Source organism: Gordonia sp. X0973, from assembly GCF_013348785.1.
Lineage (GTDB): Bacteria > Actinomycetota > Actinomycetes > Mycobacteriales > Mycobacteriaceae > Gordonia.
Genome location: NZ_CP054691.1, coordinates 1,999,719 through 2,023,793, shown reverse-complemented (window position 1 = coordinate 2,023,793; position 24,075 = coordinate 1,999,719). Strand labels below are relative to the sequence as shown.

The 24,075-nt window shown below is 70.5% G+C and carries 27 protein-coding genes; 14 read left to right on the top strand and 13 right to left on the bottom strand.

Annotated elements, in window-relative coordinates; all coding sequences use genetic code 11:
* Positions 1-47 precede the first annotated feature (47 nt).
* The gene (locus HUN08_RS09875) at positions 48-1,169 is read left to right on the top strand and encodes a DUF4192 domain-containing protein (RefSeq protein ID WP_124246539.1); all 1,122 of its coding nucleotides are present in this window, start codon (positions 48-50) and stop codon (positions 1,167-1,169) included.
* A gap of 25 nt (positions 1,170-1,194) precedes the next feature.
* On the opposite strand, the gene HUN08_RS09870 is transcribed toward HUN08_RS09875, so the two are convergent.
* A complete protein-coding gene (locus HUN08_RS09870) occupies positions 1,195-1,878 on the bottom strand; it encodes a metal-dependent transcriptional regulator (protein ID WP_124246538.1) in 684 nt (227 codons plus the stop codon).
* Between the two features lie 90 nt (positions 1,879-1,968).
* Between HUN08_RS09870 and HUN08_RS09865 the strand changes: the two genes are divergently transcribed.
* On the top strand, positions 1,969-3,225 hold the full coding sequence (locus tag HUN08_RS09865) for an acetoin utilization protein AcuC (RefSeq protein ID WP_174900911.1): 1,257 nt from the start codon (positions 1,969-1,971) through the stop codon (positions 3,223-3,225).
* Positions 3,218-5,968, top strand: a complete 2,751-nt coding sequence (locus tag HUN08_RS09860; protein ID WP_174900910.1) for a GNAT family N-acetyltransferase — start codon at positions 3,218-3,220, stop codon at positions 5,966-5,968. The genes HUN08_RS09865 and HUN08_RS09860 overlap by 8 nt, the downstream gene beginning before the upstream one ends.
* A 12-nt stretch (positions 5,969-5,980) precedes the next feature.
* Here the strand turns inward: HUN08_RS09860 and HUN08_RS09855 are convergent, their stop codons facing one another.
* The gene (locus tag HUN08_RS09855; protein WP_124246537.1) at positions 5,981-6,949 is read right to left on the bottom strand and encodes a sigma-70 family RNA polymerase sigma factor; all 969 of its coding nucleotides are present in this window, start codon (positions 6,947-6,949) and stop codon (positions 5,981-5,983) included.
* 115 nt (positions 6,950-7,064) lie between these two features.
* Positions 7,065-7,439, bottom strand: a complete 375-nt coding sequence (locus HUN08_RS09850) for a DUF3099 domain-containing protein (protein ID WP_124246536.1) — start codon at positions 7,437-7,439, stop codon at positions 7,065-7,067.
* 131 nt (positions 7,440-7,570) lie between these two features.
* Between HUN08_RS09850 and HUN08_RS09845 the strand changes: the two genes are divergently transcribed.
* Positions 7,571-7,804 carry a DUF3039 domain-containing protein gene (locus HUN08_RS09845; RefSeq protein ID WP_124246535.1) on the top strand — a complete coding sequence of 78 codons (234 nt, stop codon included), beginning with the start codon at positions 7,571-7,573 and terminating at the stop codon, positions 7,802-7,804.
* A 3-nt stretch (positions 7,805-7,807) separates the two neighbouring features.
* Here the strand turns inward: HUN08_RS09845 and HUN08_RS09840 are convergent, their stop codons facing one another.
* A complete protein-coding gene (locus tag HUN08_RS09840) occupies positions 7,808-8,404 on the bottom strand; it encodes a hypothetical protein (RefSeq protein WP_124246534.1) in 597 nt (198 codons plus the stop codon).
* On the bottom strand, positions 8,397-9,476 hold the full coding sequence (locus HUN08_RS09835; protein ID WP_174900909.1) for a YihY/virulence factor BrkB family protein: 1,080 nt from the start codon (positions 9,474-9,476) through the stop codon (positions 8,397-8,399). The genes HUN08_RS09840 and HUN08_RS09835 overlap by 8 nt, the downstream gene beginning before the upstream one ends.
* A gap of 159 nt (positions 9,477-9,635) precedes the next feature.
* Here HUN08_RS09835 and HUN08_RS09830 point away from each other — a divergent pair, with 159 nt between their 5' ends.
* The gene (locus HUN08_RS09830) at positions 9,636-11,318 is read left to right on the top strand and encodes a DEAD/DEAH box helicase (protein WP_124246646.1); all 1,683 of its coding nucleotides are present in this window, start codon (positions 9,636-9,638) and stop codon (positions 11,316-11,318) included.
* Positions 11,319-11,397: 79 nt separating this feature from the next.
* On the opposite strand, the gene HUN08_RS09825 is transcribed toward HUN08_RS09830, so the two are convergent.
* A complete protein-coding gene (locus HUN08_RS09825) occupies positions 11,398-11,601 on the bottom strand; it encodes a hypothetical protein (RefSeq protein WP_124246533.1) in 204 nt (67 codons plus the stop codon).
* A gap of 188 nt (positions 11,602-11,789) precedes the next feature.
* Here HUN08_RS09825 and HUN08_RS09820 point away from each other — a divergent pair, with 188 nt between their 5' ends.
* Complete coding sequence (locus HUN08_RS09820) at positions 11,790-12,239, top strand: hypothetical protein (RefSeq protein WP_124246532.1); 450 nt, start codon at positions 11,790-11,792, stop codon at positions 12,237-12,239.
* On the opposite strand, the gene HUN08_RS09815 is transcribed toward HUN08_RS09820, so the two are convergent.
* Both HUN08_RS09815 and ppgK read right to left on the bottom strand, forming a co-directional pair.
* Positions 12,236-13,789, bottom strand: coding sequence for an RNA polymerase sigma factor (locus HUN08_RS09815; protein ID WP_124246531.1), 1,554 nt, complete (start codon positions 13,787-13,789; stop codon positions 12,236-12,238). The two genes, HUN08_RS09820 and HUN08_RS09815, sit on opposite strands and share 4 nt — an antisense overlap.
* Before the next feature lie 208 nt (positions 13,790-13,997).
* The gene (ppgK, locus tag HUN08_RS09810) at positions 13,998-14,819 is read right to left on the bottom strand and encodes a polyphosphate--glucose phosphotransferase (protein ID WP_124246530.1); all 822 of its coding nucleotides are present in this window, start codon (positions 14,817-14,819) and stop codon (positions 13,998-14,000) included.
* Between the two features lie 62 nt (positions 14,820-14,881).
* On the opposite strand from ppgK, the gene HUN08_RS09805 reads away from it, so the two are divergent.
* Positions 14,882-15,760 carry an inositol monophosphatase family protein gene (locus tag HUN08_RS09805; RefSeq protein WP_174900908.1) on the top strand — a complete coding sequence of 293 codons (879 nt, stop codon included), beginning with the start codon at positions 14,882-14,884 and terminating at the stop codon, positions 15,758-15,760.
* Positions 15,761-15,766: 6 nt separating this feature from the next.
* Here the strand turns inward: HUN08_RS09805 and cei are convergent, their stop codons facing one another.
* Positions 15,767-16,480, bottom strand: coding sequence for an envelope integrity protein Cei (gene cei, locus HUN08_RS09800; RefSeq protein WP_124246528.1), 714 nt, complete (start codon positions 16,478-16,480; stop codon positions 15,767-15,769).
* Positions 16,481-16,820: 340 nt separating this feature from the next.
* Between cei and HUN08_RS09795 the strand changes: the two genes are divergently transcribed.
* Positions 16,821-17,120 (top strand): DUF4193 domain-containing protein, encoded by a 300-nt coding sequence (locus HUN08_RS09795; RefSeq protein WP_124246527.1) that lies wholly within the window; start codon positions 16,821-16,823, stop codon positions 17,118-17,120.
* Between the two features lie 8 nt (positions 17,121-17,128).
* On the opposite strand, the gene HUN08_RS09790 is transcribed toward HUN08_RS09795, so the two are convergent.
* The 3 genes from HUN08_RS09790 to HUN08_RS09780 are packed head-to-tail and all read right to left on the bottom strand — an operon-like array spanning position 17,129 to position 18,436.
* Positions 17,129-17,386, bottom strand: a complete 258-nt coding sequence (locus HUN08_RS09790) for a DUF5703 family protein (RefSeq protein ID WP_124246645.1) — start codon at positions 17,384-17,386, stop codon at positions 17,129-17,131.
* Between the two features lie 37 nt (positions 17,387-17,423).
* Positions 17,424-18,182 (bottom strand): YncE family protein, encoded by a 759-nt coding sequence (locus tag HUN08_RS09785; protein ID WP_174900907.1) that lies wholly within the window; start codon positions 18,180-18,182, stop codon positions 17,424-17,426.
* Between the two features lie 50 nt (positions 18,183-18,232).
* Positions 18,233-18,436 (bottom strand): hypothetical protein, encoded by a 204-nt coding sequence (locus HUN08_RS09780; protein ID WP_174900906.1) that lies wholly within the window; start codon positions 18,434-18,436, stop codon positions 18,233-18,235.
* A gap of 105 nt (positions 18,437-18,541) precedes the next feature.
* On the opposite strand from HUN08_RS09780, the gene HUN08_RS09775 reads away from it, so the two are divergent.
* From HUN08_RS09775 to HUN08_RS09750, 6 genes are read left to right on the top strand one after another with little or no spacing between them, the layout of a single operon-like run.
* A complete protein-coding gene (locus HUN08_RS09775) occupies positions 18,542-19,387 on the top strand; it encodes an undecaprenyl-diphosphate phosphatase (RefSeq protein WP_124246644.1) in 846 nt (281 codons plus the stop codon).
* Between the two features lie 25 nt (positions 19,388-19,412).
* Positions 19,413-20,102 carry an MSMEG_4193 family putative phosphomutase gene (locus HUN08_RS09770; RefSeq protein ID WP_124246525.1) on the top strand — a complete coding sequence of 230 codons (690 nt, stop codon included), beginning with the start codon at positions 19,413-19,415 and terminating at the stop codon, positions 20,100-20,102.
* Positions 20,102-20,722 carry a DUF3090 domain-containing protein gene (locus tag HUN08_RS09765; protein ID WP_124246524.1) on the top strand — a complete coding sequence of 207 codons (621 nt, stop codon included), beginning with the start codon at positions 20,102-20,104 and terminating at the stop codon, positions 20,720-20,722. Before HUN08_RS09770 ends, HUN08_RS09765 begins: the two co-directional genes overlap by 1 nt.
* Positions 20,723-20,727: 5 nt before the next feature.
* Positions 20,728-21,573, top strand: coding sequence for an SCO1664 family protein (locus tag HUN08_RS09760; RefSeq protein ID WP_124246523.1), 846 nt, complete (start codon positions 20,728-20,730; stop codon positions 21,571-21,573).
* A gap of 29 nt (positions 21,574-21,602) precedes the next feature.
* Complete coding sequence (gene mshC, locus HUN08_RS09755; protein ID WP_124246522.1) at positions 21,603-22,844, top strand: cysteine--1-D-myo-inosityl 2-amino-2-deoxy-alpha-D-glucopyranoside ligase; 1,242 nt, start codon at positions 21,603-21,605, stop codon at positions 22,842-22,844.
* Positions 22,845-22,855: 11 nt separating this feature from the next.
* On the top strand, positions 22,856-23,164 hold the full coding sequence (locus HUN08_RS09750; RefSeq protein WP_124246521.1) for a hypothetical protein: 309 nt from the start codon (positions 22,856-22,858) through the stop codon (positions 23,162-23,164).
* A gap of 7 nt (positions 23,165-23,171) precedes the next feature.
* Here the strand turns inward: HUN08_RS09750 and HUN08_RS09745 are convergent, their stop codons facing one another.
* Entirely contained in the window at positions 23,172-24,050 is an 879-nt protein-coding gene (locus tag HUN08_RS09745) for a PAC2 family protein (RefSeq protein WP_124246520.1), read from the bottom strand.
* Positions 24,051-24,075 lie beyond the last annotated feature (25 nt).

Sequence of the window (24,075 nt, the reverse complement as noted above, 5' to 3'; positions counted from 1 at the left end):
CGGGCCCGCCGCGGAACCGGACGGCGGCGCTCTGCGTCTCAATTCACATGACGCAAAGCCTGCCCACCGCCTACCTCGACACCGCCAGCCTGCTCACCGCGATCCCCGGACTGTTCGGCTTCCGGCCCGAGCACTCGATGGTGGTCGTCGCCTTCGACGCCGACGCCTCGATCGCGGTCACCGCCCGCCACGACGTGGAATTGGAGAGCGGCGAGCCGACCGCGCGGATGCGGGAATCGATCGCCGACGTCGCGGCGGTCTGTCTGCGCACCGGCGCGGTGGCCACCGCGGTCGTCGTGGCCGACGACCGCCACGCCCTGGATTCACCGGTCTACCGCCGTCTCGTGGCCGAGATGAACGCCGCTCTGGTCGCCGTCGGCGTGCCGGGCGGCGTGAGCGCCGGGTTCGTCCTGGCCGAGTTCGCGCAGGGCCAGCCGTGGCGCACGATGTGGTGGGAGTTGGACGGCCCGGGTCCGCGCGGTTGCGACCCCGCCGTGCCGCATCTGATCGGCGTCGCCGACCCCGGCTACGGATGCGGGCTGCTCGGCGACCCGAAGTCGTCGCCGGTGGCCCTCGAGCGCTCGCTGACCAGCGGGCGCGTCGTCATGGACAGCCGCGGAGAGCTGGCGGACTCACTGGCCGGGACCGACCAGCACTGCACCGACCTCGCCTGCGGCGGACGCCCGCGTCGGCCGCGCGTCAGCGCATCGAGGGGCAGTGGCGCGGCACTGCTGCGCTCGGCGCTGGACCTGCTGACCGGACCGGAACCGCCCGAAATGACCTGTGCGACGGTCAGTCTGCTCGGCAGGGCGCTGATCCGCCTCGACGTGCGCGACGCGCTGATGACCCTCGGCGCGGGGGAGCACCGATACGTCGCCGAAACGGTGTGGCGGGAGCTGACGCGGCGGACCGACGGCCGACAACGGGCCAGTGCCGCCACGATGCTCGCCCACCTGTACTACCTGGGCGGCGAGGGCACCAGCGCGGGCATCGCGCTCGACGTCGCGCTGGCGGCAGACCCCGGGTGGAACCTGGCCCGGCTGCTGGACTCGGCCCTGGCCGGGGGTGTCCACCCGTCGATGATCTGGGAACTCCTCGTCGAGTCCTATGTCGTCGGCGCGACCCTGGGGGTCGAGTTGCCGGCGATGACCCCGAACCACGACACCTGAACGGGTGCCGCGGCCGACCGGGCGTTCAGGCGCGTTCGACGAAGATCGAGTGGGCCATCTCCTCGGACAATTCCAGGCCCTCGTGCCCCGGGGTGGTGACGACGAAGCCGCGGTCCTTGCCGGCGACCGTGACGCGGGCGTTCGGGACGATGCCCACCTCGCGCAGGGTCACGATCAGGTGCTGGTCGGACTGGGCGTGCTCGGACAGACGCCGGATCACGACCGCCTGCGGCTCGGTGCCGGTCAGCTCGGCCATCCGCACCGCGTTGTCGTCGACCGGCTGGGCGGGGGCGCCGAGCAGGTCGAGTCCGGGAATCGGGTTCCCGTACGGCGAGGTCGTCGGATTGTCGAGGACGGCGAGGATCCGGCGCTCCACGTTCTCGCTCATCACGTGCTCCCAGCGGCAGGCCTCGTCGTGGACCTCGTCCCACGGCAGCCCGATGACGTCGACGAGGAGCCGTTCGGCCAGGCGGTGCTTGCGCATGACCGCCACGGCCAGGTCGCGCCCCTTGTCGGTCAGCTCCAGGTGGCGGTCGCCGGCGACCCGCACGAGGCCGTCGCGCTCCATCCGCGCCACCGTCTGCGAAACGGTGGGTCCGCTTTGCTCCAAACGCTCCGCGATACGCGCGCGCAGTGGCACGGTCCCCTCTTCTTCGAGGTCGTAGATCGTGCGCAGGTACATTTCGGTGGTGTCGACTAGATCGTTCACGTGAATCCTTTGCGCCTTTCGTCCCAGTCACAGTACCCCGATTGGTCATCTCGTCGTCGCTGTGACGCGCAACACCGATAACCTGGACCCGTGCCGGATACGACAGCGGGAGCGGTGATTTGGAGCGAGGGCTTCGAGGCATACCGCTGGGCCTCCGAACACCCGATGAATCCGGTCCGGCTGGCGCTGACGATGAGCCTGGCCACCTCGCTGGGCGTGCTGGACGGGATCGACCCGATCCCGCCGCTGGACATCGACGACGACCAGCTGCGCGTAGTGCACACGCGTAACTACATCCAGGCCGTGCGGGAGATGGGCGCCGATGCGGGCAGTCCCGACGCGGCGCTGTACGAACAGATCTACGGCCTGGGCGACATGGACAACCCCGTCTTCCCCGGCATGCACGAGGCGGCCCGGATGCTCGTCGGCGGATCGGTGGCCGCGGCTCGGGCCATCGCCGACGGATCGGTGCGCCGCGCGGTCAACATCGGCGGCGGGATGCACCACGCCATGGCGGCGCGCGCGGCCGGATTCTGCGTCTACAACGACTGCGCGATCGCGATCGACTGGCTGCTGCACCACGGCTTCGACCGCATCGCCTACATCGACGTCGACGCCCATCACGGCGACGGGGTCGAGCGGGCCTTCGCCGACGACCCGCGGGTCCTCACGGTCTCGCTCCACCAACATCCGGCGACCCTCTGGCCCGGCACCGGCTGGCCGACCGAGATCGGCGGACCGGGGGCCCTGGGCAGTGCGGTGAACGTCGCGCTCATGCCCGGGATCGTCGACTCGCTGTGGTTGCGCGCCTTCCACGCCGTCGTACCGTCGCTGATCGGGGCGTTCAAACCGCAGATCATCGTCAGCCAATGCGGCGCGGACAGCCACGACGCGGACCCGCTCACCGATCTCGGACTCACCGTCGACGGCCAGCGCGCGGCGATCCTGGCGATGCGCGACCTGGCCGACCGATATGCCGACGGACGCTGGCTGGCCGTCGGCGGCGGCGGCTACGGCATCATCAACGTGGTCCCGCGCACCTGGACCCATCTCATCGCCGCGGCCCTGGGGCGCGACGTCGACCCGGCGACGCGGATCTCCGACGACTGGATGTCGGGAGCGCGCGAGGTCAAGGCCGCGATCGACCAGACCTACGCCGCCGAACCGGTCGGGGAGATGGGCGACGGCGGCGACGTCGGGTACACGCCGTGGGACGGCGACTCCGGTGTCGATCCGCCACCCGGCATCGACGAGCGCGCCTTCCGTCAGACCGATCGCACCATTCTGGCGACCCGCCGTGCGGTCTACCCGTTGCACGGCCTGGACCCGGAGGATCCCCGTGACTGAACAGGATCGCACCGCACCGGAACCGGCCGGGGCGGATCAGGCCGGACAGGGGCAGGCCGAGCCCGGCAGCCGCCCGCGCTGGGAGTATCCGCGGGAGTGGGCGGCCGACGTCCTCGCCTCCGACGGCGGTGTGGTGCACCTGCGGCCGATCGTCCCCGACGATGCCGACGACGTCGTCGAGTTCCACTCGCAGCTGTCCGAGCGCACCCGCTACATGCGCTACTTCGGGCCGACGCCCACGCTGCCGCCGCGCGAGGTCGTCCGCATGACGACGGTCGACTACCACGACCGGGTCGCGCTGGTGGCGCTGCTCGGCGGGAAGATCATCGCGATCGGCGTCTACGAGGGGTTGGCCGCCGCCGGGAAGCCGGAATCCGCGGAAGTCGCGTTCACCGTGTCCGACGAGCACCAGGGCCGCGGCCTCGGACCGATCCTGCTCGAGCATCTCGCCGGTGCCGCCGCGGAGAACGGTTTCACCCGCTTCGAGGCCGAGGTGCTGGCCGAGAACACCAATATGACGACCGTCTTCCGTGACGCCGGCTACCAGCTCAGCCGCAGTTTCGACGGGTCCAACGTCCACGTCGAATTCCTCATCGACCCCACCGAGGCGCTGCTGTCGGTGCGCAACGCGCGGGAACGCGCCTCGGAGGCCCGCAGCGTCGCGAACCTGCTCCGCCCGACGTCGGTCGCGGTGATCGGGGCGTCCACGGACCGGCGCAAGGTCGGCAACGTACTGCTCGCGAACATCATCTCCGCCGGGTTCACCGGCCCGGTGTATCCGGTCAACGGCCCCGGATCGGCCGATCGCGCCGACGGGGGAGGTGCCCGCTCGGTGCTGGGCATCCGCGCCTACCCGACGGTCCGCGACATCCCCGACCCGGTCGATCTGGCCGTCGTCGCCGTGCGGGCGGCCGTCGTCGTCGACGAGGTCCTCGACGACTGCCTGGCCAAGGGCGTGAAGACGCTGGTCGTCGTGTCGGGCGGCTTCGCCGAGTCCGGCGAGGCCGGGATGGAGACGCAGCGGCGGCTGGTCGGCCAGGTGCGCGAGCACGGGATGCGGCTGGTCGGCCCGAACGCGCTCGGCGTCGCCAACAACGATCCGGGGGTCTCCCTCAACGCGACGCTGGCCCCGCGGATCCCGCAGGCCGGGCGGGTCGGCTTCTTCTGCCAATCCGGCACCCTAGGCATCGCCATCCTCGACACGGCGGCCCGCCGCCAACTCGGCCTGTCGACCTTCGTCTCGGCCGGCAACCGCGCCGACGTCTCCGGCAACGACGTGCTGCAGTACTGGGACACCGACGACGCCACCGAAGTGGTGCTCCTGTACCTGGAGAGCTTCGGCAACCCGCGCAAATTCTCCCGCATCGCACGGCGGGTCTCGCGCGAGAAGCCGATCGTCGCGGTGAAGACGCCGGTCTCCGACGACGAGGACCGCATCGCGCGGATGCTCCTCGAGCAGGCCGGTGTCATCCGGGTCGACACGATCTCGGAGATGTTCGACGTCGCCTCGCTGTTGGCCTACCAACCGCTGCCCGCCGGGCCGCGGACCGCCATCGTCGGCAATTCGTCGGCCCTGGGGTCGCTCGCCGGGAACGTGGGCGCGCGCCTCGGTCTGCAGGTGGTGGCGAGTGTCGACGTGGGGCCGGCGGCCTCGGCGGAGGAATTCGCCTCGGCGGTCGCCGCGGCGGCCGGGGCCGACTCCTGCGACGCCGTCATCGCCGTGTTCGTGCCACCGGTCGCGGTCGCGGCAGGCGACTATGCCGCGGCCCTGCTCACGGTCGCCGCGGGACTGGAGAAGCCGGTGGTGTCGACCTTCCTCGGCGACGAGGGGGTGTTGCCCGAACTGTCGGTACACGGGCCGGACGGTTCACCCGCGCGCGGTTCGATCCCGAGCTATCGCAGCCCGGAACGCGCGGCGACCGCGCTGGCCCGGGCATGGCACTACCGGGAGTGGCGCGACCGCTCGGATTCGCCGACGACGCGGCCGCGGGGCACCGATCCCGAGGCGGTGCGCACCCGGGTCCGCGAGATCCTCGCCGACAACGACGACGGAGTGGTCGAGCTGAGCCCGTCGGTGACCACCGAACTCCTCGCCGAATACGGGATCGAGGTGGTCCCGTTCGCCGAGGTCCGCAGCATCCACGAAGCCTCGTCGGCGGCGCGGGAACAGGGCTTCCCGGTCGCGGTGAAGGCGAGTTCGCCTTCGTGGCGGGGGCGGCCGGACCGGGAGGGGGCACGGCTGGACCTGCCGGATGCGACGGCCGTCGTCACCGCGTTCGGGGAGTTGTCCGAGCTGACCGGGGACACCGTGCTGCATGTGCAGAAGATGGCTCCCAAGGGGGTGGCGACGATGATTCGGGCCTTCACCGATCCGCTGTTCGGCGCGGTGATCTCCTTCGGGATGGCGGGCCACACCTTCGAGTTGCTCGACGACGCGGCCTACCGCGCGCTGCCCCTCAACGACCTGGATGCGCGGGAACTCGTGTTGGCGCCGCGTTCGGCCGCCCTCCTGACCGGCTACCAGGACCAACAACCGGTGGACACCGACGCCCTGGCGGATCTGCTGATGCGGGTGTCCTTCCTCGTCGAGGACATCCCGGAGGTGCGCGAGGTGGTATTCGACCAGATCCTCGCCGCCCCGGAGGGGGCCAGCGTGCTCAACGCCCAGATAACCGTCGGCCCGGTGCCCAAACGGATGGACACCGGACCGAGACGGTTGGGCGACGGGGCGCCCGATCGGTAACCGACCCGCAGGTCAGCCCGCGTAGGCGCGCAGCCGCTCCGCGCGGTCGCCGGCGCGCAGCTTCACCATCACCTCGCGCTCGATCTGGCGCACCCGCTCGCGGGAGAGCCCGAAGGCGCGGCCGATCTGGTCCAGCGTGCGCGGCTGCCCGTCGTCGAGCCCGTAGCGGAGCCGGATGACCTGCTGCTCCCGGGCGTCGAGGGTGGCGAGCACGGAGCGGATGTCGGAGTGCAGCAGTCCGGCGATGACGACGTTCTCGGCCGAGGTGGCCTCGGAGTCCTCGATGAAGTCGCCCAGCGGCGCCTCCTCGTCGGAGCCGACGGGCATGTCGAGACTCACCGGGTCGCGGCTGTGGTCGAGGAGATCGGCGATCTTTTCCGTCGGGATGCCCGACTCGGCCGAAAGCTCGTCGTCGGTGGCCTCGCGGCCGAGCTGCTGGTGCAGCTCGCGCTTGATGCGCGCCAGCTTGTTGACCTGCTCGACCAGGTGCACGGGCAGCCGGATGGTGCGGCTCTGATCGGCCATGCCGCGGGTGATCGCCTGCCGGATCCACCACGTCGCGTAGGTGGAGAACTTGAAGCCCTTGGCGTAGTCGAACTTCTCCATCGCGCGGATCAACCCGAGATTGCCCTCCTGGATGAGGTCGAGTAGCGGCATCCCGCGTCCGGTGTAGCGCTTGGCCAAGGAGACCACCAGGCGCAGGTTCGCCTCCAGCAGGTGGGCGCGGGCCTGTTCGCCCTCGCGGACGATCTGTCCCAGGTCGCGCTTGCGCGTCGGGCTCAGCCGCTTGCGGGTCTCCAGCAGATGCTTGGCGTAGAGGCCGGCCTCGATCTGCTTGGCCAACTCCACCTCCTGCTCGGCGTTGAGCAGGGCGGTGCGGCCGATGCCGTTCAGATAGACACGGACCAGGTCGGCCGACGGCGATTGCGCGTCGAGATCGGACTCCGTGGGAATCGGGCGAACTGTGGACGTGGTCGACATGTGGCCTCCTGGGATTCGAGTGCGTTCACTCACATCAACGCAGGGGCCCGCCGGAATAGTTCCCGCGGCGGGCAGCGATGTCCTGAGAAGTCGCTGAGCATCCGAACCGGGTCGGCTAGCGGTCGGGCAGCTCCCGCGGAGGCGGCGGATCGGCCACGTCGGAGTCGATGACGGTGCCCGGCGCGGTGATCGACGGCGGGACGTCGTCGTGGTGGCCGTAGTGGTATTCGGCGACCTCGCCGCGCTTGCGCGCGGGGCGGTCGTTGGCGATGAGGACGGCGACCCAGGGCAGCGGGATGGAGAGCGCGACCACGGCCAGGGCCAACAGGCCGCTGTGCGTGGTGCCGTACACGATGCAGGCGACGATCAGCGCGGGCACGCGGAACGCCATCAGGATCAGGTAGCGGCGGACCCGCGCGCGGTGCTGCTCCTCCGGGCTGTTCTCGGCCCGGGTGATGAGAAAGGCCTCCTCGGCGGCGTGTGCGCGCATACCTCCACTGTCCCACTCCGCCGCACCGATCGCACCCCCGGGTCGGGTCCGGATCCGACCGCGCGCCGTCGGTCGCCGGGGCAGGCTCGGCGCGGGTTGGCTCATCTGGCCGGAGCGGTCACAATGGTGACATGGCAACCGAGACTATTGAGCGGCCGGAGATCGACGAGCGGACCGACGAGGGGACCGACATCCCCAAGGTCTTCCACTACGTCAAGAAGGACAAGATCGCCGAGAGCGCCGTCATGGGGAGCCACGTGGTGGCGCTGTGCGGCGAGGTCTTCCCGGTGACCGCGGCGCCCAAGCCTGGCTCTCCGGTGTGCGACAAGTGCAAGAAGATCTACGAGAAGATGAAGAAGGGCTGATCCTCAGCCGATCCACCACAGCGCGAGGGTCGCCCCGGCCGCGGTCGACACCGCCCAGGCCGAGCCGATCACCACGGCATCGGGCAACGGCAACCCGTAGTGGTCGACTGCTCGCCCGTCGAGTCGTCGACGCCCGAAGAACGCGCGCGGCCAACCGATGGCCAGCAGTGGCGCGGGCAGTAGCGCCACCAGCACGAAGACGACCCCGCAGATGATCCACCCCGTCGTCGGTCCCGCATGTGCGGCGGCCGCGACGAAGAAGGCGATGCCCTGCGCGCCGAACAGTGCGCTCCAGAAGTACCCGTGGACGGGCACGCCGAATCCGCGTGCGCCGAAGATTCCGACCAGCACCGCGAGGGCGACCGCGGGCAGTGCCGCGAAGACCGGGCCGGTACTCCCCGTCGGGCAGGCGACCGCCACCTCGTAGGGGCCGCCCTGCGCGCAGTAGCCGCCGACCGCCATCACCCGGGACGAGCCGACGACCAGACAGGTGATGCCGAAGCCGACCAATGCCCAGGCACCGGGGAAGCACACCCATTCGCGTATACCCGGAGGTGTGTCGCGGACTGTGGGCACACCGATTGCCGGGGGCTCAGTCATCGCCATCCTTTTCGTCGCGGCCGTTGCGCCGCCGCCGGATCGGGCCCGTCGCCAGCTTGGCCGGGATCGCCTTGATCCCGTCGGTGATCTCCTCGGTGAGTTCGGCCCGCTGCTCGTCGAGCCAGGAGCGCATCGCGACCGTGCGGGAGGGGGAGGCCGGCCACATCGACTCGACGGTGGCGTTGAACTCGGCGCCGAGCACGATCGCGAAGCCGAGGAAGAAGGCGAACAGCAGGAAGGCGATGGGGGTGGCCAGCGCGCCGTAGGTGTATCCGCTGCGGGTCAGCGCCGTCAGATAGGCGCGCAGCACGAATGTGGCGATCCAGAACACCGTGCCGGCCAGCAGCGCGCCGGGCAGCAGCCGGTGCCACGGGAGCGGATGGCGGAGCGCCAGGTGGTACAGCGTCGTCAGCACGACGATCAGGACGAGACCGACGAGCGGGAAGTAGGCCAGGTTGATCGTCGTGGCGACCGCCGGGCTCCACGACCGCGGGAGGATGCGTTGCAGCAGACTCGGTCCGATCGCCACCAGCGGCAGCACCACCACCGCGATCGCCAGGAAGAAGATGTAGACGATGAGTGCGAAGATTCGTTGCCAGACCGGGTTGCGCACGTCCTGCTGCCGATGCGCGGTCGTGATGGCGGCGATGTAGCAGGACATCGCCGACGACCCGGCCCACAGCGAGATGATGAAGCTCACCGACAGCACCCCGGCACGGCCCCGGCTGAGCATCTTGTCCAGGGTCGGCCCCACCAGATCGTTGACGACGTCGTCGGTGAAGGTTCGTTCGGCGAACCCGAGGATCCGGTCGTGGATGATCGTCGACATGTCGGGGCTGAACCAGCCCACGAAATAGCCGATGCTGCCGAGCAGCCCGAGCAGCAGCGGGGCGAACGACAATGCCTGCCAGAACGCCGCCTGGGCCGACCATCCGATGATCCCGTCGTTCCACGAGGCGACGATGGTCCGCCAGAGCAGCGTCGGGATACGCCGGAGCACCCCGTCGCGGGGCCGGCCGGCGGTGGCGTCGTCGGGGTTCGCCGCGGCGGTCGGATCGTCGGAATCGGTCATGGCGGTGTCCACCTTTCCCGATCCGGCCGATGTGTCGGCGACGCCGCGCCGCGCCGCGGTCGGCGCGGTGCCGCCCGGTAGAATCAACCGGGTTGCGCGCCGGCGCCGACGAGTCCTGAAGGAGTGTATTCGCGAGTGACTTCCGAAGCTGTGTCGGCCATGCCGTTGCGCGCCTGGCAGCGCCGCGCACTCACGAAATACCTGACCGCCAAACCGCGGGATTTCCTCGCGGTGGCCACCCCGGGAGCGGGTAAGACCACCTTCGGCCTGCGGATCGCGGCCGAATTGCTCGCCGACCGGACCGTCGAGGCGGTCACCGTCGTCGCGCCGACCGAACACCTCAAGCACCAGTGGGCGCAGGCCGCGCAGCGGGTGGGCATAGCGCTGGACTCGAACTTCTCCAACACGACCGGTGCGACGAGCTCGGATTTCGACGGCGTCGTGCTCACCTACGCGCAGGTCGCCGCGCACCCGGCGCGCCACCGGGTGCGCACCGAGAACCGGCGGACGCTGGTGATCCTCGACGAGGTACACCACGCGGGTGACGCGAAGTCTTGGGGCGACGCCATCCGCGAGGCCTTCGACGACGCGGCCCGACGGTTGGCGCTGACCGGCACGCCGTTCCGGTCCGACGACTCGCCGATCCCGTTCGTCACCTACGAACCCGAACCGGGCGGGGGCGCCCGGTCGAAGGCCGACCACACCTACGGCTACGCCGATGCGCTCGCCGACGGCGTGGTCCGGCCCGTCGTGTTCATGGCCTATTCCGGCCAGGCCAGTTGGCGGACGAGCGCGGGGGAGGAGTACACCGCACGGTTGGGTGAGCCGCTGTCGGCGGAGCAGACGGCCCGCGCCTGGCGCACCGCGCTCGACTCGCACGGCGACTGGATCCCGGCGGTCCTGCGGGCCGCGCACACCCGCCTCATCCAGTTGCGCGCCTCCGGCGTGCACGACGCAGGCGGGCTGGTGATCGCCACCGATCAGACGGTCGCGCGCGAGTACGCCGAGTTGCTGAGCGAGATCAGCGGCACCCCGGTGACGCTCGTGTTGTCTGACGACCCTGGGTCGTCGAAGCGCATCGCGGCGTTCTCCGACTCCGAGGACATGTGGATGGTGGCGGTCCGCATGGTCTCCGAGGGAGTCGACGTGCCGCGCCTGTCCGTCGGCGTCTATGCGACGAGTGCCGCGACGCCGCTGTACTTCGCACAGGCCATCGGGAGATTCGTGCGTTCGCGGCGACCGGGGGAGACGGCGAGCGTCTTCCTCCCGTCGGTCCCGGTGCTGCTGGACCTGGCCAGCCAGCTCGAGGCGGAGCGCGACCACGTGTTGGGCAAGCCGCACCGCGACTCCGGTCTCGATGACGCTGCGCTGATCGAGGCGAACAAGACCGAGGACGAGGACGGGGAGGACGAGCCGGCCTTCCAGTCGTTGCACGCCGACGCCGAACTGGACCAGGTGATCTTCGACGGCTCCTCCTTCGGCACCGCCACCTATGCGGGCAGCGAGGAGGAATCCGACTACCTGGGGCTACCCGGGCTGCTCGACGCCGACCAGGTCCGCGAGCTGTTGTCGCGCCGCCAGGCCGAGCAGCTGACCAAGCGTGCCGCGGCACCCGCCACCAACCCCCGGGATGGGGCGCCGGAGGGCCGGGGAGCCGCGGCGGCGCTGCAGTCGTTGCGCAAAGAACTCAACTCCCTCGTCGCGCTGCACCACCACCGGACCGGCAAAGCCCACGGCATGGTGCACCGCGAGCTGCGCGAGCGCCTCGGCGGACCGCCGACGGCGATGGCGACGGCCGAGCAGCTGACCGAGCGCATCCAAGCGCTGCGCGAGTGGCGCTGACCGACTGAGGGCGAACGAAAAGACGGCGCCGCCGGTCACGGGGACCGGCGGCGCCGTCTTGGAGTAATCGTGTCGAGTGTCAGACCAGCTCTGCGGTCGGCTCGCTGATCGTGGCGCCGACCTTGACGAGCCCCGCCTCGTGCTCGGCGAAGTGGTGACGGCAGAAGAAGAGTTCGCTGCCGGACGGGAGCACCGCGATGACTTTGGCGGCGGCGCTGCAGCGGTCGCACCGATCGGCGGCGGTCAGCGAAGCGGTTGTGGCACTCGTAGCGGTGGTGGTCATGGTTCCTCCGTCCCGGGCAAGCAGATCGTCCCTCGTGAAGCGTAGGCGAGGAATTCCGCCTATTCACACTCTGTCAGACGTTTGGCGCATCCGGATTGTTCCCGACCTCCGGTGTGTCGGATCCCACTGGCCGGAAATCCAGGCCGTCTCGGCCGCAGTGCTCAGGAGACTTCCATTACGGTGATGCCATGTCCCTATCGGCACAGCCTCGATTCCGGCTCACCCGCTGGGTCGCCGCTGCCGACATCGTCGACGTCTTCGTCTACGTCATCGTGCTGAACCTGGCTGCGCAGTACCTGCCCGCTGTGATCGCCGAGACCTTCACGCTCTCCCTGCTCACCGCCATCCTTCTCAAGGCTGTCCTCGAGGTCGTGATCGCCGTCAAGGGCCGGGTCAAGTTCCGGCTGAAGGCTGCGACCGGCCCGGCCGGCAAGGTCGGCGGCGCGTTGCTGCTGTGGTTTCTGCTGGCGGCCAGCAAGTTCGTGGTCCTCGAACTGGTCGCGCTGGTCTTCGGCGACCGGGTCAGCCTCGGCAACTTCTGGTCGGTCACCGGCCTGATCCTCGTCCTGATGCTCGCCCGCGCCGGGGTCCGGCGCCTGCTGGCCGACGACTCCCCGCCGATTCCCTCAGAGCGTTAGTCCAGGTAGTCGCGGAGCACCTGGGAGCGCGACGGGTGGCGCAGTTTGCTCATCGTCTTCGACTCGATCTGGCGGATGCGCTCACGGGTGACCCCGTAGACCTGCCCGATCTCGTCGAGGGTGCGGGGCTGACCGTCGGTGAGGCCGAAGCGGAGCCGGACGACGCCGGCCTCGCGCTCGGACAGGGTCTCGAGGACCGACTGCAGCTGGTCCTGCAGCAGCGTGAAGCTGACCGCGTCGACCGCGACGATGGCCTCGGAGTCTTCGATGAAGTCGCCGAGCTGGCTGTCGCCCTCGTCGCCGATCGTCTGGTCAAGCGAGATCGGCTCACGCGCATACTGCTGGATCTCCAGCACCTTCTCCGGCGTGATGTCCATCTCCTTGGCCAACTCCTCCGGAGTGGGCTCGCGGCCGAGGTCCTGCAGCAGCTCGCGCTGGATGCGTCCGAGCTTGTTGATGACCTCCACCATGTGGACCGGGATACGGATGGTCCGGGCCTGATCGGCCATCGCACGGGTGATCGCCTGTCGGATCCACCAGGTGGCGTAGGTCGAGAATTTGTAGCCCTTGGTGTAGTCGAACTTCTCGACCGCGCGGATCAGGCCGAGGTTGCCCTCCTGGATCAGGTCGAGGAAGGCCATGCCGCGGCCGGTGTAGCGCTTGGCCAGCGAGACGACGAGGCGCAGGTTCGCCTCCAGGAGATGGTTCTTGGCCTTGGTGCCGTCATAGGCGACCTCGCGCAGCGCGCGCCGCTGGGCCATCGGCACCTTCTCGCCCGAGGCGTGCAGACGCGTCATCAGCTCGGCGGCGTAGAGGCCGGCCTCGATCCGCTTGGCCAGCGCCACCTCCTCCTCGGCGTTCAGCAGCGCGACCTTGCCGATCTGCTTGAGGTAGGCGCGCACCGAGTCGGCCGACGCGGTGAGCTCGGCATCCTTGCGCGCCTGGCGCAGCGCCTCGGACTCCTCCTCGTCCCAGACGAAGTCACCGGACTCCTTGGCGTCCTTGGAATCCTTGGCGCCCGCCTTGGCGTCCTTGCCGTCGGCCGGCGCCTCGGCCTCCTCGTCATCGTCGTCGGTGATGTCGAGTTCGGGATCGTTCAGATCGACCTCGCTGTCATCGATGTCGTCGATCGTCGCCCCGGCCTCCAACTCGGCCTCGTCGTCGCCCGTGGTCGATTCTTCGGCCTTCGTGGCACCCTTCGCGCCGGCGGCCTTGGCCCCGGCGGTCTTCTTCGCGGCGGCTTTCTTCGCCGGTGCCGCCTTCTTGGCGGGTGCCTTCTTCGCGGCGGTCTTCTTGGCCGGTGCCGCGGCCTTCTTGGCCGGTGCCTTCTTTGCCGCGGTCTTCTTCGCTGCGGTCGTGGTCGTGGCGGTCACCTCGGCGGCCTCATCCTTCTCGGCGGCCGAGCCGCGTGTCGTCGTCTTCTTGGCAGCGGCGGCCGCGCGGGCCGTCAGCTTCTTGGCCGTGCTCGCCGCCTTGCCGGCCGCGGTCTTCTTCTCCGGGGACTTTTTCTCCGGGGTGGTCTTGCGCGCGGTGGTCTTGGTGGCAGCCACGGACAACCTTTCGAGAGTCACAAAGGGGTCGCGTCGCGCTGCCGGGGCGCTCCCGATCTCGGGAAGCCGCCCGCCGGCGGAGCGGCGCGCATGGTGGGTCTGGGAGTACGTCCGGTCAGTGGCTGTCCGGCGCAACGCGTTCCATTGTAACGAAATACTCAGGTTTGGGTGGTAACCGACAGGTCAGAGCGTTGTCGATCTTCGGCGATCACGGTCGCAGGCCGTCGCGCGCCGCCATCGCCGCGCCGACGATGCCCGCGGTGTTCAGCAGGCGCGCCGGCACCGCCGGGGTCGTCGTGCTCAGCAGGGGAATCCACTTGTTGGCCTTGCGGCTGATACCGCCGCCGAGGATGAACAGCGTGGGGGAGAACAGCTTCTCGTATTCGTGCAGGACGCGGGACAGCTTGCCCGCCCACTTCTCGTAGGACCAGTCGTGCTCCTCCTTCGCGCGGGCCGAGGCCTGCTCCTCGGCGATCGTCTTGCCGACCTGCAGGTGGCCGAGTTCGGTATTGGGCAGGAGTTGTCCGCCGTTGAACAGGATCGCCGACCCGATGCCCGTGCCGAGGGTGAGCATGATGACCACGCCGTCGACCTCGTCGGCCCCCAGGCCGAATTTGGCCTCGGCGAGGCCGGCCGCGTCGGCGTCGTTGAGCACGGTGAGGCTGCGCGTGACGAGATGGTGCCCGAACAGGTCGTACGGATCGGTGCCGATCCACTCGTGGTCGATATTGGCCGCGGTGCGCACGACTCCGCCGGAGACGACGGCGGGCAAGGTGATGCCGACCGGTCCCGCCCAGGAGAAGTGCGCGACGATCTCGGCCACCGTCGCGGCCACGGCCGTCGGCGTCGCGGGTTGCGGCGTCTTGATCTTGAACCGGTCGCCGACGAGTTCGCCGGTTTGCAGGTCGACGATGCCGCCCTTCACGCCGGATCCGCCGACGTCGACGCCGAACCCGTAGCGCGGATCGGCGGAATCGACGGCGAGTTGCTCGGCGCTGGCGGGTCCCGGGCTTGGCGAATCGCTGGACATCGGTCGACCTCTCGGACGGGTGCGTGCTTCTTGGGCCAAAGGCTATCGGGGACAATGGCACCGTGACGACCACTCCTGGAAACGCCTACTCCGAACTCGCGGAGGTCGCCGTCGCCGTGGCCGAGCGCGCCGCGGACCACGTGCGCTCGCGCCGCGCCGAGCTGTTCGGCCCGGCGGCGAACGCCCCGGCCGAAGACGTGGTCCGAACCAAGTCGGCGCCGACCGATCCGGTGACGGTGGCCGACACCGAATCGGAGGAGGTGATCCGCGCCGAACTCGCGCGGCTGCGCCCCGCCGACACGATCCTCGGCGAAGAGGGCGGCGGCGCCACCGAGGTGCCCGACGGCATCCGGTGGGTCGTCGACCCGATCGACGGCACCGTCAACTTCCTCTACGGGATCCCCGCCTACGCGGTCTCGGTCGCCGCGCAACTCGACGGCCGATCGGTCGCCGGGGCGGTCGTCGACGTCGCCCGGCAGGTGACCTACCACGCGTGGGCCGGCGGCGGTGCGTACCGCACCGACGCGTCGGGGACCAGCCGCTGCCGGCCCAGCGCGGCGAGCGAGCCCGCCCTCGCGCTGGTCGCCACCGGATTCGCCTACTCGGCCCGACGGCGGCGCGAGCAGGCCCGACTGCTGCAGGAGCTGTTGCCGGAGGTGCGCGACATCCGCCGGATCGGCGCCGCCGCCCTCGATCTGTGCCTGGTCGCCGAGGGGGCGGTCGACGCCCACTTCGAGCACGGCCTGTCGCCGTGGGATTGGGCCGCGGGCGGTCTGATCGCCGCCGAGGCCGGCGCGGTGGTCCGCACTCCGTCACCCGCCTCGCGCGCGGACGCGGGCGACATCACCGTCGCGATCGCGCCGCGGCTCGCCGACGCGCTGATGGGTCTGCTCGACGAGGCCGGGGCCCTGGCGCCGTTGCCGATCGACCCCGCCGCCTGAGTCCGCTCAGCACTTGGCGGAGTGGACCGCCTTGATCAGCTGCGGGTCGACGCCGGTCTTGGCGTTGCGCGGATCCGCCGAGCGCAGGGCCTCCAGGGCCGCCTGGGCATCCGGCGACTGCTCGGTGCCGGAGAAGTATTGGCCGATCGCCAGGTCGACGTCGGTTCCCGGGCGGCCGTCGACGACGAGCTGGGCGCAGGGAACGGCCAACCAGAGGGCGGCGGCGCTGGCCTTGCCCGCCTCGCCGAAACGGATCTGGCCGACGCAGTTCAAGTCGCGGTTCGGGTAGAGCAGGTCGTCGCCGTAGGCGTTGTCCTGCGTCGGCCCGAATCCCTGGTTGGCGAGTTCGTCGGATACCGCCTGCGCCTTGCCGCGCTGGCCCGACGCGTTGAGGACGCGGACGCCGAATGTGCTCAGCGCCGCGGGTGAGACGTCGAGCATCTGGTCGCGGTTCATCGCGGTGAGTTTGGGGGCGGCCGAGGCGGGCGCGGGTTTGTGGGCCGGGTCGACCGGGGCCGACGGGTCCGGCGTGGCGGCCGAGGGCTGGTTGCAGTCGACCGGCACGCTGGACCCGCCGGCGCGCGTCAGCGCGAGTGTCCAGACGACGAGGCCCAGCGCGGCGAGGATCGCCACGGCGATGACCGCGGGCGTGTGCACCCGGCGGCGGAACGGGCGACCGTTGTGGTCTTTCGCATACCCGGTGGTGATTGAGGCGACCACGCTGGTCCACCCTTTCCTGACTCGATCGGTGCCCGGCGCCGGACGGGCGGCGCGCGTGGCCCGAGAACGCCTCGGGCCGACTCTGCGAATCACTGTAACCGGGGAGCGTCGTTGCGGTGGGAACGCGACACGGGCTGTCGCGATTGACTTCGGGCTGGGGCCGCGCTAGATTGCGGTCGCCTCGAACAGCCGTATTTTCGAATACACACGCATCCGACGTGACACAAATCACAAGATTCGGTGCTCGGACGGGCAACAAATCCGACCGTTGGGCTGTTGGACAACCACACCGGGGGACGATCATCCCGCCGGCGCAAGGACAGGGGAAGAGGGACGCGATATGGCTACCGACTACGACGCACCGCGGCGCACGGAATCCGACGAACTCAACGAGGACTCGCTCGAGGAGTTGAAGGCGAGGCGCAGCGAGGCGCAGGCCGCCTCGGTGGACGTCGACGAGACCGAGACCGCCGAGTCGTTCGAACTCCCCGGTGCCGACCTCTCCGGCGAGGAGCTATCCGTGCGCGTCGTGCCCAAGCAGGCCGACGAGTTCACCTGTACGCGCTGCTTCCTCGTCTATCACCGCAGTCGACTGGCCCGGGAAAAGGGCAACGAGCGGATCTGCGTCGACTGCGCCTGATCGCGCCGTCACGCCAATTCGGTCGCCGCGCCCGGGGTTTGCGGTCGGGTCCGGTTCCGCTTGCGGCGCAGCAGCACCTTGCGCGAACCATCCGGATAGAGCCGGGTCCGTTTCAACTCCCAGCCGCCGAACTCGGCCTGGATCGCCAACCGCATCGTCGCGCTGATCCGGGTGACCTCCGGCGGAAGCCGTAGCAGGATCGCCTCCACCTCGTCCGAACCCGTCTCCACCTCCCAACCGGGCGGCAGCCGTCGCAGCCGCCGCACGCCGTCGTCGCCGAAGCGATCCGGCGCGTCGCGCGGGCTACCGGGTGACACGTTGCAGCCCGTCGCCGGTCGCCGAGAGCACATAGACCGCCCCGGAGGTCGGATCCACCGCGATCGAATCCGGTTGGCGCACCGAGGCGAATCGGGTCCGCTCCCGCGGCTCGCCGGCGGACAGATCGAAGGCGGTCACCCGGTTGACCGCGGTCTGCGACACCCACAGCAGGTTGCGCTGATCGTCGTAGGCGAGCCCGTACGGCCCGTCGGGCAGCGGGAAGCGGAAGCGGTTGATCAGCGGTTCGCCGTAGAAGCCGAGGATCTGCCCGTCGCCGGTGTTGGCGACGGTGAACCGTCCGTAGTGATCGGCGACCAGGGTCGTCGCACCGTTACCGGCCCGCAAGGCGGCGCCGCGACCGGAGGAATTCGGGTTGATGGTGGTCACCAGTGACTGCGCCCGGTCGAGCACCACGATCTGCGGCGCTCCGTTGCGCTGCCCGACGGCGACCCCGTCGACCCGGACCAGACCACCGACGTCGCCGACCTGGTGCAGCCGGTCGTCGAGGATCAGCAGGTGCCCGTCCTCGGTGCCGACGTAGACCCGGTTCCCGTCGACGGCCACGGCCAAGCCCGGACGGGCCAGCGCGACGACCGTCGCGGGCGTCGGGCGCACGCCGATCCGGACGACCGACTTCTCGCCGACCGCCACGAATCCGTCGCGGTCGGCGGTGATCGCCCGCATCGGCGGGGTTTCGGTGCGGACCGGGGCGCCGTTCAGATCGCCGCCCGCGTACACCGCCACCGATTTGCCGTCGCGGGCGAGCGCGGCGAGCGCGCCGCCCGGGCCGGGGATCAGCGCGAGGGCGCGGCCCAGGTCGGGGCGGCCACGACCGTCCCCTCCGGCGCCGCGGGGACCCGCGCGGGCAGCGGCGTCTGCGGCGCCACGGTCGGGACGTCGGGACGGCCGTGCTCGTCGCCGGAGCCGCACCCGGTGAGGCCGAGGACGAGGGCGACGGTCGCCGCGGCGGTCACGAGCGCGGTGGGGCGAAAAGACATGCGCTCCATCTTGCCGTATGGCGCGGGTGGAACACCCGCGCGCCGTCGTCGTCCCGGCGCCTTCCCGTGTGCCCGTTCTGGGTAGGATTGCCGCTCGTGGCGGATATGACGTGGTTGCAGACGATCGTGCTGAGCGTGGTGCAGGGCCTCACCGAATTCCTGCCGATCTCCTCGTCGGGACACCTGCTCATCGTGTCGCGGCTGTGCTGGGACGCCGACGCGGGCGCCTCGTTCACCGCGGTGTCGCAGCTGGGCACCGAGGCGGCGGTCCTGGTGTTCTTCTGGCGCGACATCTGGCGCATCGTCGTGGCGTGGTTCGCCGGGCTGCGCAATCCCGCCTCCCGCGGCGCGGACTATCGGATCGGCTGGGCGGTGATCATCGCGACCATCCCCATCGGCATCATCGGCTACCTGGGCAAAGACCTCATCCGCGAGAACGTCCGCAACAACCTCTACATCACCGCGACCGTCCTCATCCTGTTCTCCGGCGTCTTCTTCCTGGCCGAGCGGTACTCCCTGCAGCGGCGGGGCCTGGACGAGGTGACCATGCGCGACGCCGTCATCGTGGGCCTGGCGCAGTGCCTCGCGCTGATCCCGGGGGTCTCGCGGTCGGGCGCCTCGGCCAGTGCCGGGCTCTTCCTCGGATTCGACCGCGAAGCGGCCTTCCGCCTGTCCTTCCTGCTGGCGATCCCGGCGGTCGTCGCCTCCGGGCTGTTCAGCCTGCCCGACGCGTTCCACCCGTCCGGCGAAGGACTCTCGGCGAGCGGGCCGCAACTGCTCGCGTCGGTCGTCATCGCCTTCGTCGTCGGCTACATCGCGATCAAGTGGTTGCTGCGGTTCGTCTCCCACCACTCGCTGAACTGGTTCGGCGTCTACCGCGTGGCCCTGGGACTGTTGCTGCTGGTCCTCTTGGCGACGGGCATCGTCCCGGCCGTCGCCCCTGCGCACTGACCTGGCATGTCCGTAAGCTGAATCCATGGCGGTGATCCTGGTGCGGCACGGGCGCTCGACGGCGAACACGGCGGCGGTGCTCGCCGGGCGCACCCCCGGGGTGGGACTCGACGAGACCGGTCTGCGCCAGGCGCGGGAGTTGCCCGAGCGTCTCGGAGAGCGCTGCGCCGACGTGGTCGCGGTGGCCCGCTCGCCCCTGCAACGATGCGCGCAGACCGTCGCCCCGCTGGTCGCGGGTTTGGCCGGGGTGCCCGAGGTCGAGGTCGACGACCTGATCGAGGTCGACTACGGGCAGTGGACCAACCGGCCCCTGGCCGAGCTGGCGAAGGAACCCCTCTGGAAGACGGTGCAACGCCAACCCTCCGCGGCGGTTTTCCCCGGCGGCGAGGGCCTGTCCGCGATGGCCACCCGCGCGGTGCGCGCGGTGCGGGAACTCGACGCCCGGTACGGCGGGAGCGACGGCACCCGGCTGTGGGTGGCCTGCACCCACGGCGACATCATCAAGGCGGTCATCGCCGACGCGATGGGCCTGCACCTCGACGGGTTCCAGCGGATCGTCGTCGAGCCCGCGTCGATGTCGGTGGTGCGCTACCACCCCAGCCAGCCCGTCGTGCACGCGGTGAACAACACCGCGCGGCTGTCCCTGCCGAAGAACGGGGACGAGTTGGCCGGCCTCGCGGTCGGCGGGTCGACCGGGAGAACGGGGGAGTCCTGATGCCGCGCGCCATCCACGTGTTCCGCAGTCCCGACCGCTTCGTCTCCGGGACGGTCGGGGAGCCGGGCGACCGCACCTTCTACGTGCAGGCCGTCCACGCCAGCCGGGTCGTCTCGGTCCTGGTGGAGAAGCAGCAGGTGGCGATCCTCGCCGACCGGATCGACGCCCTGCTCGACGAGATCGAGCGACGCTTCGGCGCCGACGTGCCGCCGGCGACGGGGGAGGTCGACGACCTGCGCCCCCTGGTCACCCCCATCGAGGCCGAGTTCCGCGTCGGCACCATGGGATTGGGCTGGGACGCCAACGAGAAGTCGGTCGTCGTCGAACTGCTCGCGGCCACCGAGGAGGCACTCGACGAGAGCATCGTCCTCGACGACCGCGACGACGGGCCGGATGCGCTGCGGGTCTTCCTCACCGCCGATGCCGCCCGCGGCTTCGCGGCACGGGCCGAGGCGCTGGTGTCGGCGGGCCGGCCGGCCTGCCCGCTGTGCGCCGAGCCCCTCGACCCGGACGGGCACCTGTGCATCCGCACCAACGGGTACAAGCGCGAACCGGTCTCACTGGAGCCCTACGAGCTCGACGGCGACGGCGACGACGAGTTCGGCGATGATTCGGACTAGGGCCGATGCCTGACAACGCCGGCGCGGGCCGTGGCCAGGCGGAGATTATCGACGCCTTGGCGAACGGGGAGCTGACGGTCCTCGGCCGCATCCCCCACGCCAGCAACGTCACGCTGGTGGCGACCGTCGAATACGGCGACGCGCCACCGCTGCGCTGCGTCTACAAACCGGTGCGGGGGGAGGCGCCGCTGTGGGACTTTCCCGATGGCACGCTCGCCGGACGCGAGGCGGCGGCGTATCTGATCTGCGCGGCACTGGGGTGGGACACCGTGCCGCCCACCGTGTTCCGCGCCGACGGTCCGCACGGTCCGGGCATGGTCCAGCAGTGGGTCGAGGCGGCCGAGCAGTCCGTCGACGCGCCGGTCGTCCCCGATCTGGTCGACCTGTGCGGCCCCGACGCGGTGCCCGCCGACTGCTTCCCGATCGTGACCGGATTCGACGGCCGCGGCGACGAAGTGGTCCTCGTCCACGCCGACGATCCGCGGCTGCAGCGGATGGCGGTGCTCGACGTGCTCATCAACAACGCCGACCGGAAGGGCGGTCACATCCTCGCCGGCGCGGACGGCGTCGTCTACGGCATCGACCACGGGATCTGCCTGCACGTCGAGGACAAGTTGCGCACCGTCCTGTGGGGTTGGGCGGGCCATCCCGTCCCGGGCGGACTCGTGGTCGACGTCGATGCGCTCGCGCGGCGCCTGGACGACCCGGCCGACCCGCTGGTCGCCGAACTCGGCGCATTGATCACCGCGGAGGAGATCGCCGCGCTGTCGGCGCGGGCGCGGGCACTCGTCGTCGACCCGGTACTGCCCGACCCGCCACCGCACCGTCCGATTCCCTGGCCGCCGTTCTGAGGCGCCACCCGCCCGCCTAAGCTGGCCGCATGCGCTCGTGGTCCTCACCCGCGGTGCCCGGGCTCCCCGGTGAACCGCCCGCCCTCCGCCTCTACGACACGTCGGCCCGGCAGGTGCTGCCGGTCGCCCCCGGCCCTACGGCCACCATGTACGTCTGCGGGATCACGCCCTATGACGCGACGCATCTGGGCCACGCCGCGACCTATGTGACCTTCGACCTCATCAACCGGCAGCTGCGCGACGCCGGCCACGAGGTGGCCTACGTGCAGAACGTCACCGACGTCGACGATCCGCTGTTCGAGCGCGCCGAGCGGGACGGTGTCGACTGGCGCGACCTGGGCGACCGCGAGATCGAACTCTTCCGCGACGACATGACCGATCTGCGCGTGTTGGCCCCCCGCGAGTACGTCGGCGCGATCGAATCGGTCGGCGAAGTCGTCGAGATGGTCGGCGAACTGCTCGAATCCGGCGCCGCCTACGTCGTCGACGACCCGGAGTTCCCCGACGTCTACCACCGGGTCGGCGCGACCGGTCAATTCGGCTACGAATCCGGCTACGACCGGGACACGATGGAACGCTTCTTCGCCGAGCGCGGCGGCGACCCCGACCGTCCGGGGAAGCGCGACCGTCTCGACGCGCTGCTGTGGCGGGCGCACCGCGAGGGCGAGCCGTCCTGGGATGCGCCCTTCGGCGCTGGCCGGCCCGGCTGGCACGTGGAGTGTTCGGCCATCGCCCTCAACCGCCTGGGCACCGGCTTCGACATCCAGGGCGGGGGCAACGACCTGATCTTCCCGCACCACGAGTTCTCCGCCGCGCATGCCGAGGCGCTCACCGGCGCCCGCCGCTTCGCCCGCCACTACGTCCACACCGGGATGATGGGGCTGGACGGCGAGAAGATGTCGAAGAGCCGGGGCAACCTGGTGTTCGTTCACAAACTGCGCGAGGCCGGTGTCGACCCGGGTGCGATCCGGCTGGCGCTGGCCGCCGAGCACTACCGTGCCGACCGGATGTGGACCGACGCGGTCCTCGACGAGGCCCTCGCCCGGCTGGAGCGCTGGCGGTCCGCGGTGGCCACCGGCGCCGGTCCGGATGCCGCGCCGGTGATCGAACGGGTGCGCGCGCACCTGGCCGACGATCTGGACACGGCCAAAGCGCTCGCCGCGATCGACGGCTGGGTCGCCGACGTCGAACTGGGATTGGGCCGCGACGGCGACGGCGCCGCCGGAATCGCAACGGCCGTCGACGCGCTGCTCGGCGTCGAGCTGCGCTAAGGTCTCGAATCGTGGCACAGGTGAACCGGATCCCACCGGATGTCGAAGAAGGTGTGTGGACGGTGGTCACACGCACCTCGACCTATCTGCTCGACTTCGGCGAGATGACGTTGCTGCGGGCACCCGGTGTCGGCGGCGACGAGCAGGGGGCGTGGGAGGTCAGCGCGTTGCGCCGCGACTCCGAGGACATCCCGCTGTTGGGCGTCAAGACCTGCGAGGTGGGCGCGTCGGCGCAGTTCTGGGTGCGCGCGGTGGACGACCCCGACGTGCGGACGTGGCGGATCACCACCCCGGTGGTGTCGATCGAGCGGATCGGCTGATCCGACCTCAGGTGGCGCCCGCCCCGGGGTCGCGCCGCCGCAGGTAGCGCTCGAAATCGGCCGCGAGCCGTTCGCCGTCGATCTCCGGCAGCGCGTCGGGATCCGTCGAGACCGCGTCGTCGTTGGCCTCCAACTGGCGGATGTACTCGGCCATGTCCTCGTCGTCGGCGGTCATCTCGTCGACCGTGCGCTCCCACGCGCTGACGCGTACCGGCAGCTGGTCCATCGGGATCTCGAGGTCGAGGACCTCCTCGAGGCGGCGCAGCAGGGCGAGGGTGGCCTTCGGGTTCGGCGACGACGAGATGTAGTGCGGGACGGCCGCCCACAGCGACACCGACGGGATGCCCCGGCCGACGAGGCTGTCCTGCAGGACGGCGGTGATCCCCGTCGGCCCCTGGTACTGCGTGTGCTCCAAGCGGTAGCGCCGAGCAGCTTCCTCGCTGTAGGCGGAACCCGAGATCGGCACCGGACGCGTGTGCGGGGTGTCGGTCATCATCGAGCCGAGCATCACCGCCGAGACCGTTCCGGCGGCGTCGGCGAGTTCGCCGATCTCGTCGACGAAGCGCCGCCAGCGGAAGTTCGGCTCCACCCCGCGGACCAGCAGCAGGTCGTGGTCGGCGCCGGGGGGAGAGCAGGTGGAGAAGGTGGTCGTCGGCCAGTCGGTGCGGCGGCTGACGCCGTCGACCAGTCGCATGGTCGGCCGGTTCACCTGGAAGTCGTAGTAGTCGTCGGGGACGATCTCGTAGACCTGTTCGGCGTTCCAGAACAGCTCCAAATGCTCGATCGCCCCGCTCGCCGCCTCGCCCGCGTCGTTCCACCCCTCGAAAGCGGCCACGAGTACCGGATCGCGCAATCGGGACAGGAGGACACGGGGGTCGGCGGTCATGGAACCAAGCCTACGGCGGAACGAC

Excerpts from the sequence above, each read along its gene's own strand:
- HUN08_RS09760 (WP_124246523.1), top strand. The coding sequence starts at position 20,728 with ATGCCTGACAACGCCGGCGCGGGCCGTGGCCAGGCGGAGATTATCGAC.
- HUN08_RS09795 (WP_124246527.1), top strand. The coding sequence starts at position 16,821 with ATGGCTACCGACTACGACGCACCGCGGCGCACGGAATCCGACGAACTC.
- ppgK (WP_124246530.1), bottom strand. The coding sequence starts at position 14,819 with ATGTCCAGCGATTCGCCAAGCCCGGGACCCGCCAGCGCCGAGCAACTC.
- HUN08_RS09850 (WP_124246536.1), bottom strand. The coding sequence starts at position 7,439 with ATGCGCGCACACGCCGCCGAGGAGGCCTTTCTCATCACCCGGGCCGAG.
- HUN08_RS09855 (WP_124246537.1), bottom strand. The coding sequence starts at position 6,949 with ATGTCGACCACGTCCACAGTTCGCCCGATTCCCACGGAGTCCGATCTC.
- HUN08_RS09765 (WP_124246524.1), top strand. The coding sequence starts at position 20,102 with ATGCCGCGCGCCATCCACGTGTTCCGCAGTCCCGACCGCTTCGTCTCC.
- HUN08_RS09775 (WP_124246644.1), top strand. The coding sequence starts at position 18,542 with ATGACGTGGTTGCAGACGATCGTGCTGAGCGTGGTGCAGGGCCTCACC.
- HUN08_RS09875 (WP_124246539.1), top strand. The coding sequence starts at position 48 with ATGACGCAAAGCCTGCCCACCGCCTACCTCGACACCGCCAGCCTGCTC.
- HUN08_RS09835 (WP_174900909.1), bottom strand. The coding sequence starts at position 9,476 with ATGACCGATTCCGACGATCCGACCGCCGCGGCGAACCCCGACGACGCC.
- HUN08_RS09830 (WP_124246646.1), top strand. The coding sequence starts at position 9,636 with ATGCCGTTGCGCGCCTGGCAGCGCCGCGCACTCACGAAATACCTGACC.
- HUN08_RS09820 (WP_124246532.1), top strand. The coding sequence starts at position 11,790 with ATGTCCCTATCGGCACAGCCTCGATTCCGGCTCACCCGCTGGGTCGCC.
- HUN08_RS09840 (WP_124246534.1), bottom strand. The coding sequence starts at position 8,404 with ATGACTGAGCCCCCGGCAATCGGTGTGCCCACAGTCCGCGACACACCT.
- HUN08_RS09745 (WP_124246520.1), bottom strand. The coding sequence starts at position 24,050 with ATGACCGCCGACCCCCGTGTCCTCCTGTCCCGATTGCGCGATCCGGTA.
- HUN08_RS09845 (WP_124246535.1), top strand. The coding sequence starts at position 7,571 with ATGGCAACCGAGACTATTGAGCGGCCGGAGATCGACGAGCGGACCGAC.
- mshC (WP_124246522.1), top strand. The coding sequence starts at position 21,603 with ATGCGCTCGTGGTCCTCACCCGCGGTGCCCGGGCTCCCCGGTGAACCG.
- HUN08_RS09770 (WP_124246525.1), top strand. The coding sequence starts at position 19,413 with ATGGCGGTGATCCTGGTGCGGCACGGGCGCTCGACGGCGAACACGGCG.
- HUN08_RS09780 (WP_174900906.1), bottom strand. The coding sequence starts at position 18,436 with ATGTCTTTTCGCCCCACCGCGCTCGTGACCGCCGCGGCGACCGTCGCC.
- HUN08_RS09825 (WP_124246533.1), bottom strand. The coding sequence starts at position 11,601 with ATGACCACCACCGCTACGAGTGCCACAACCGCTTCGCTGACCGCCGCC.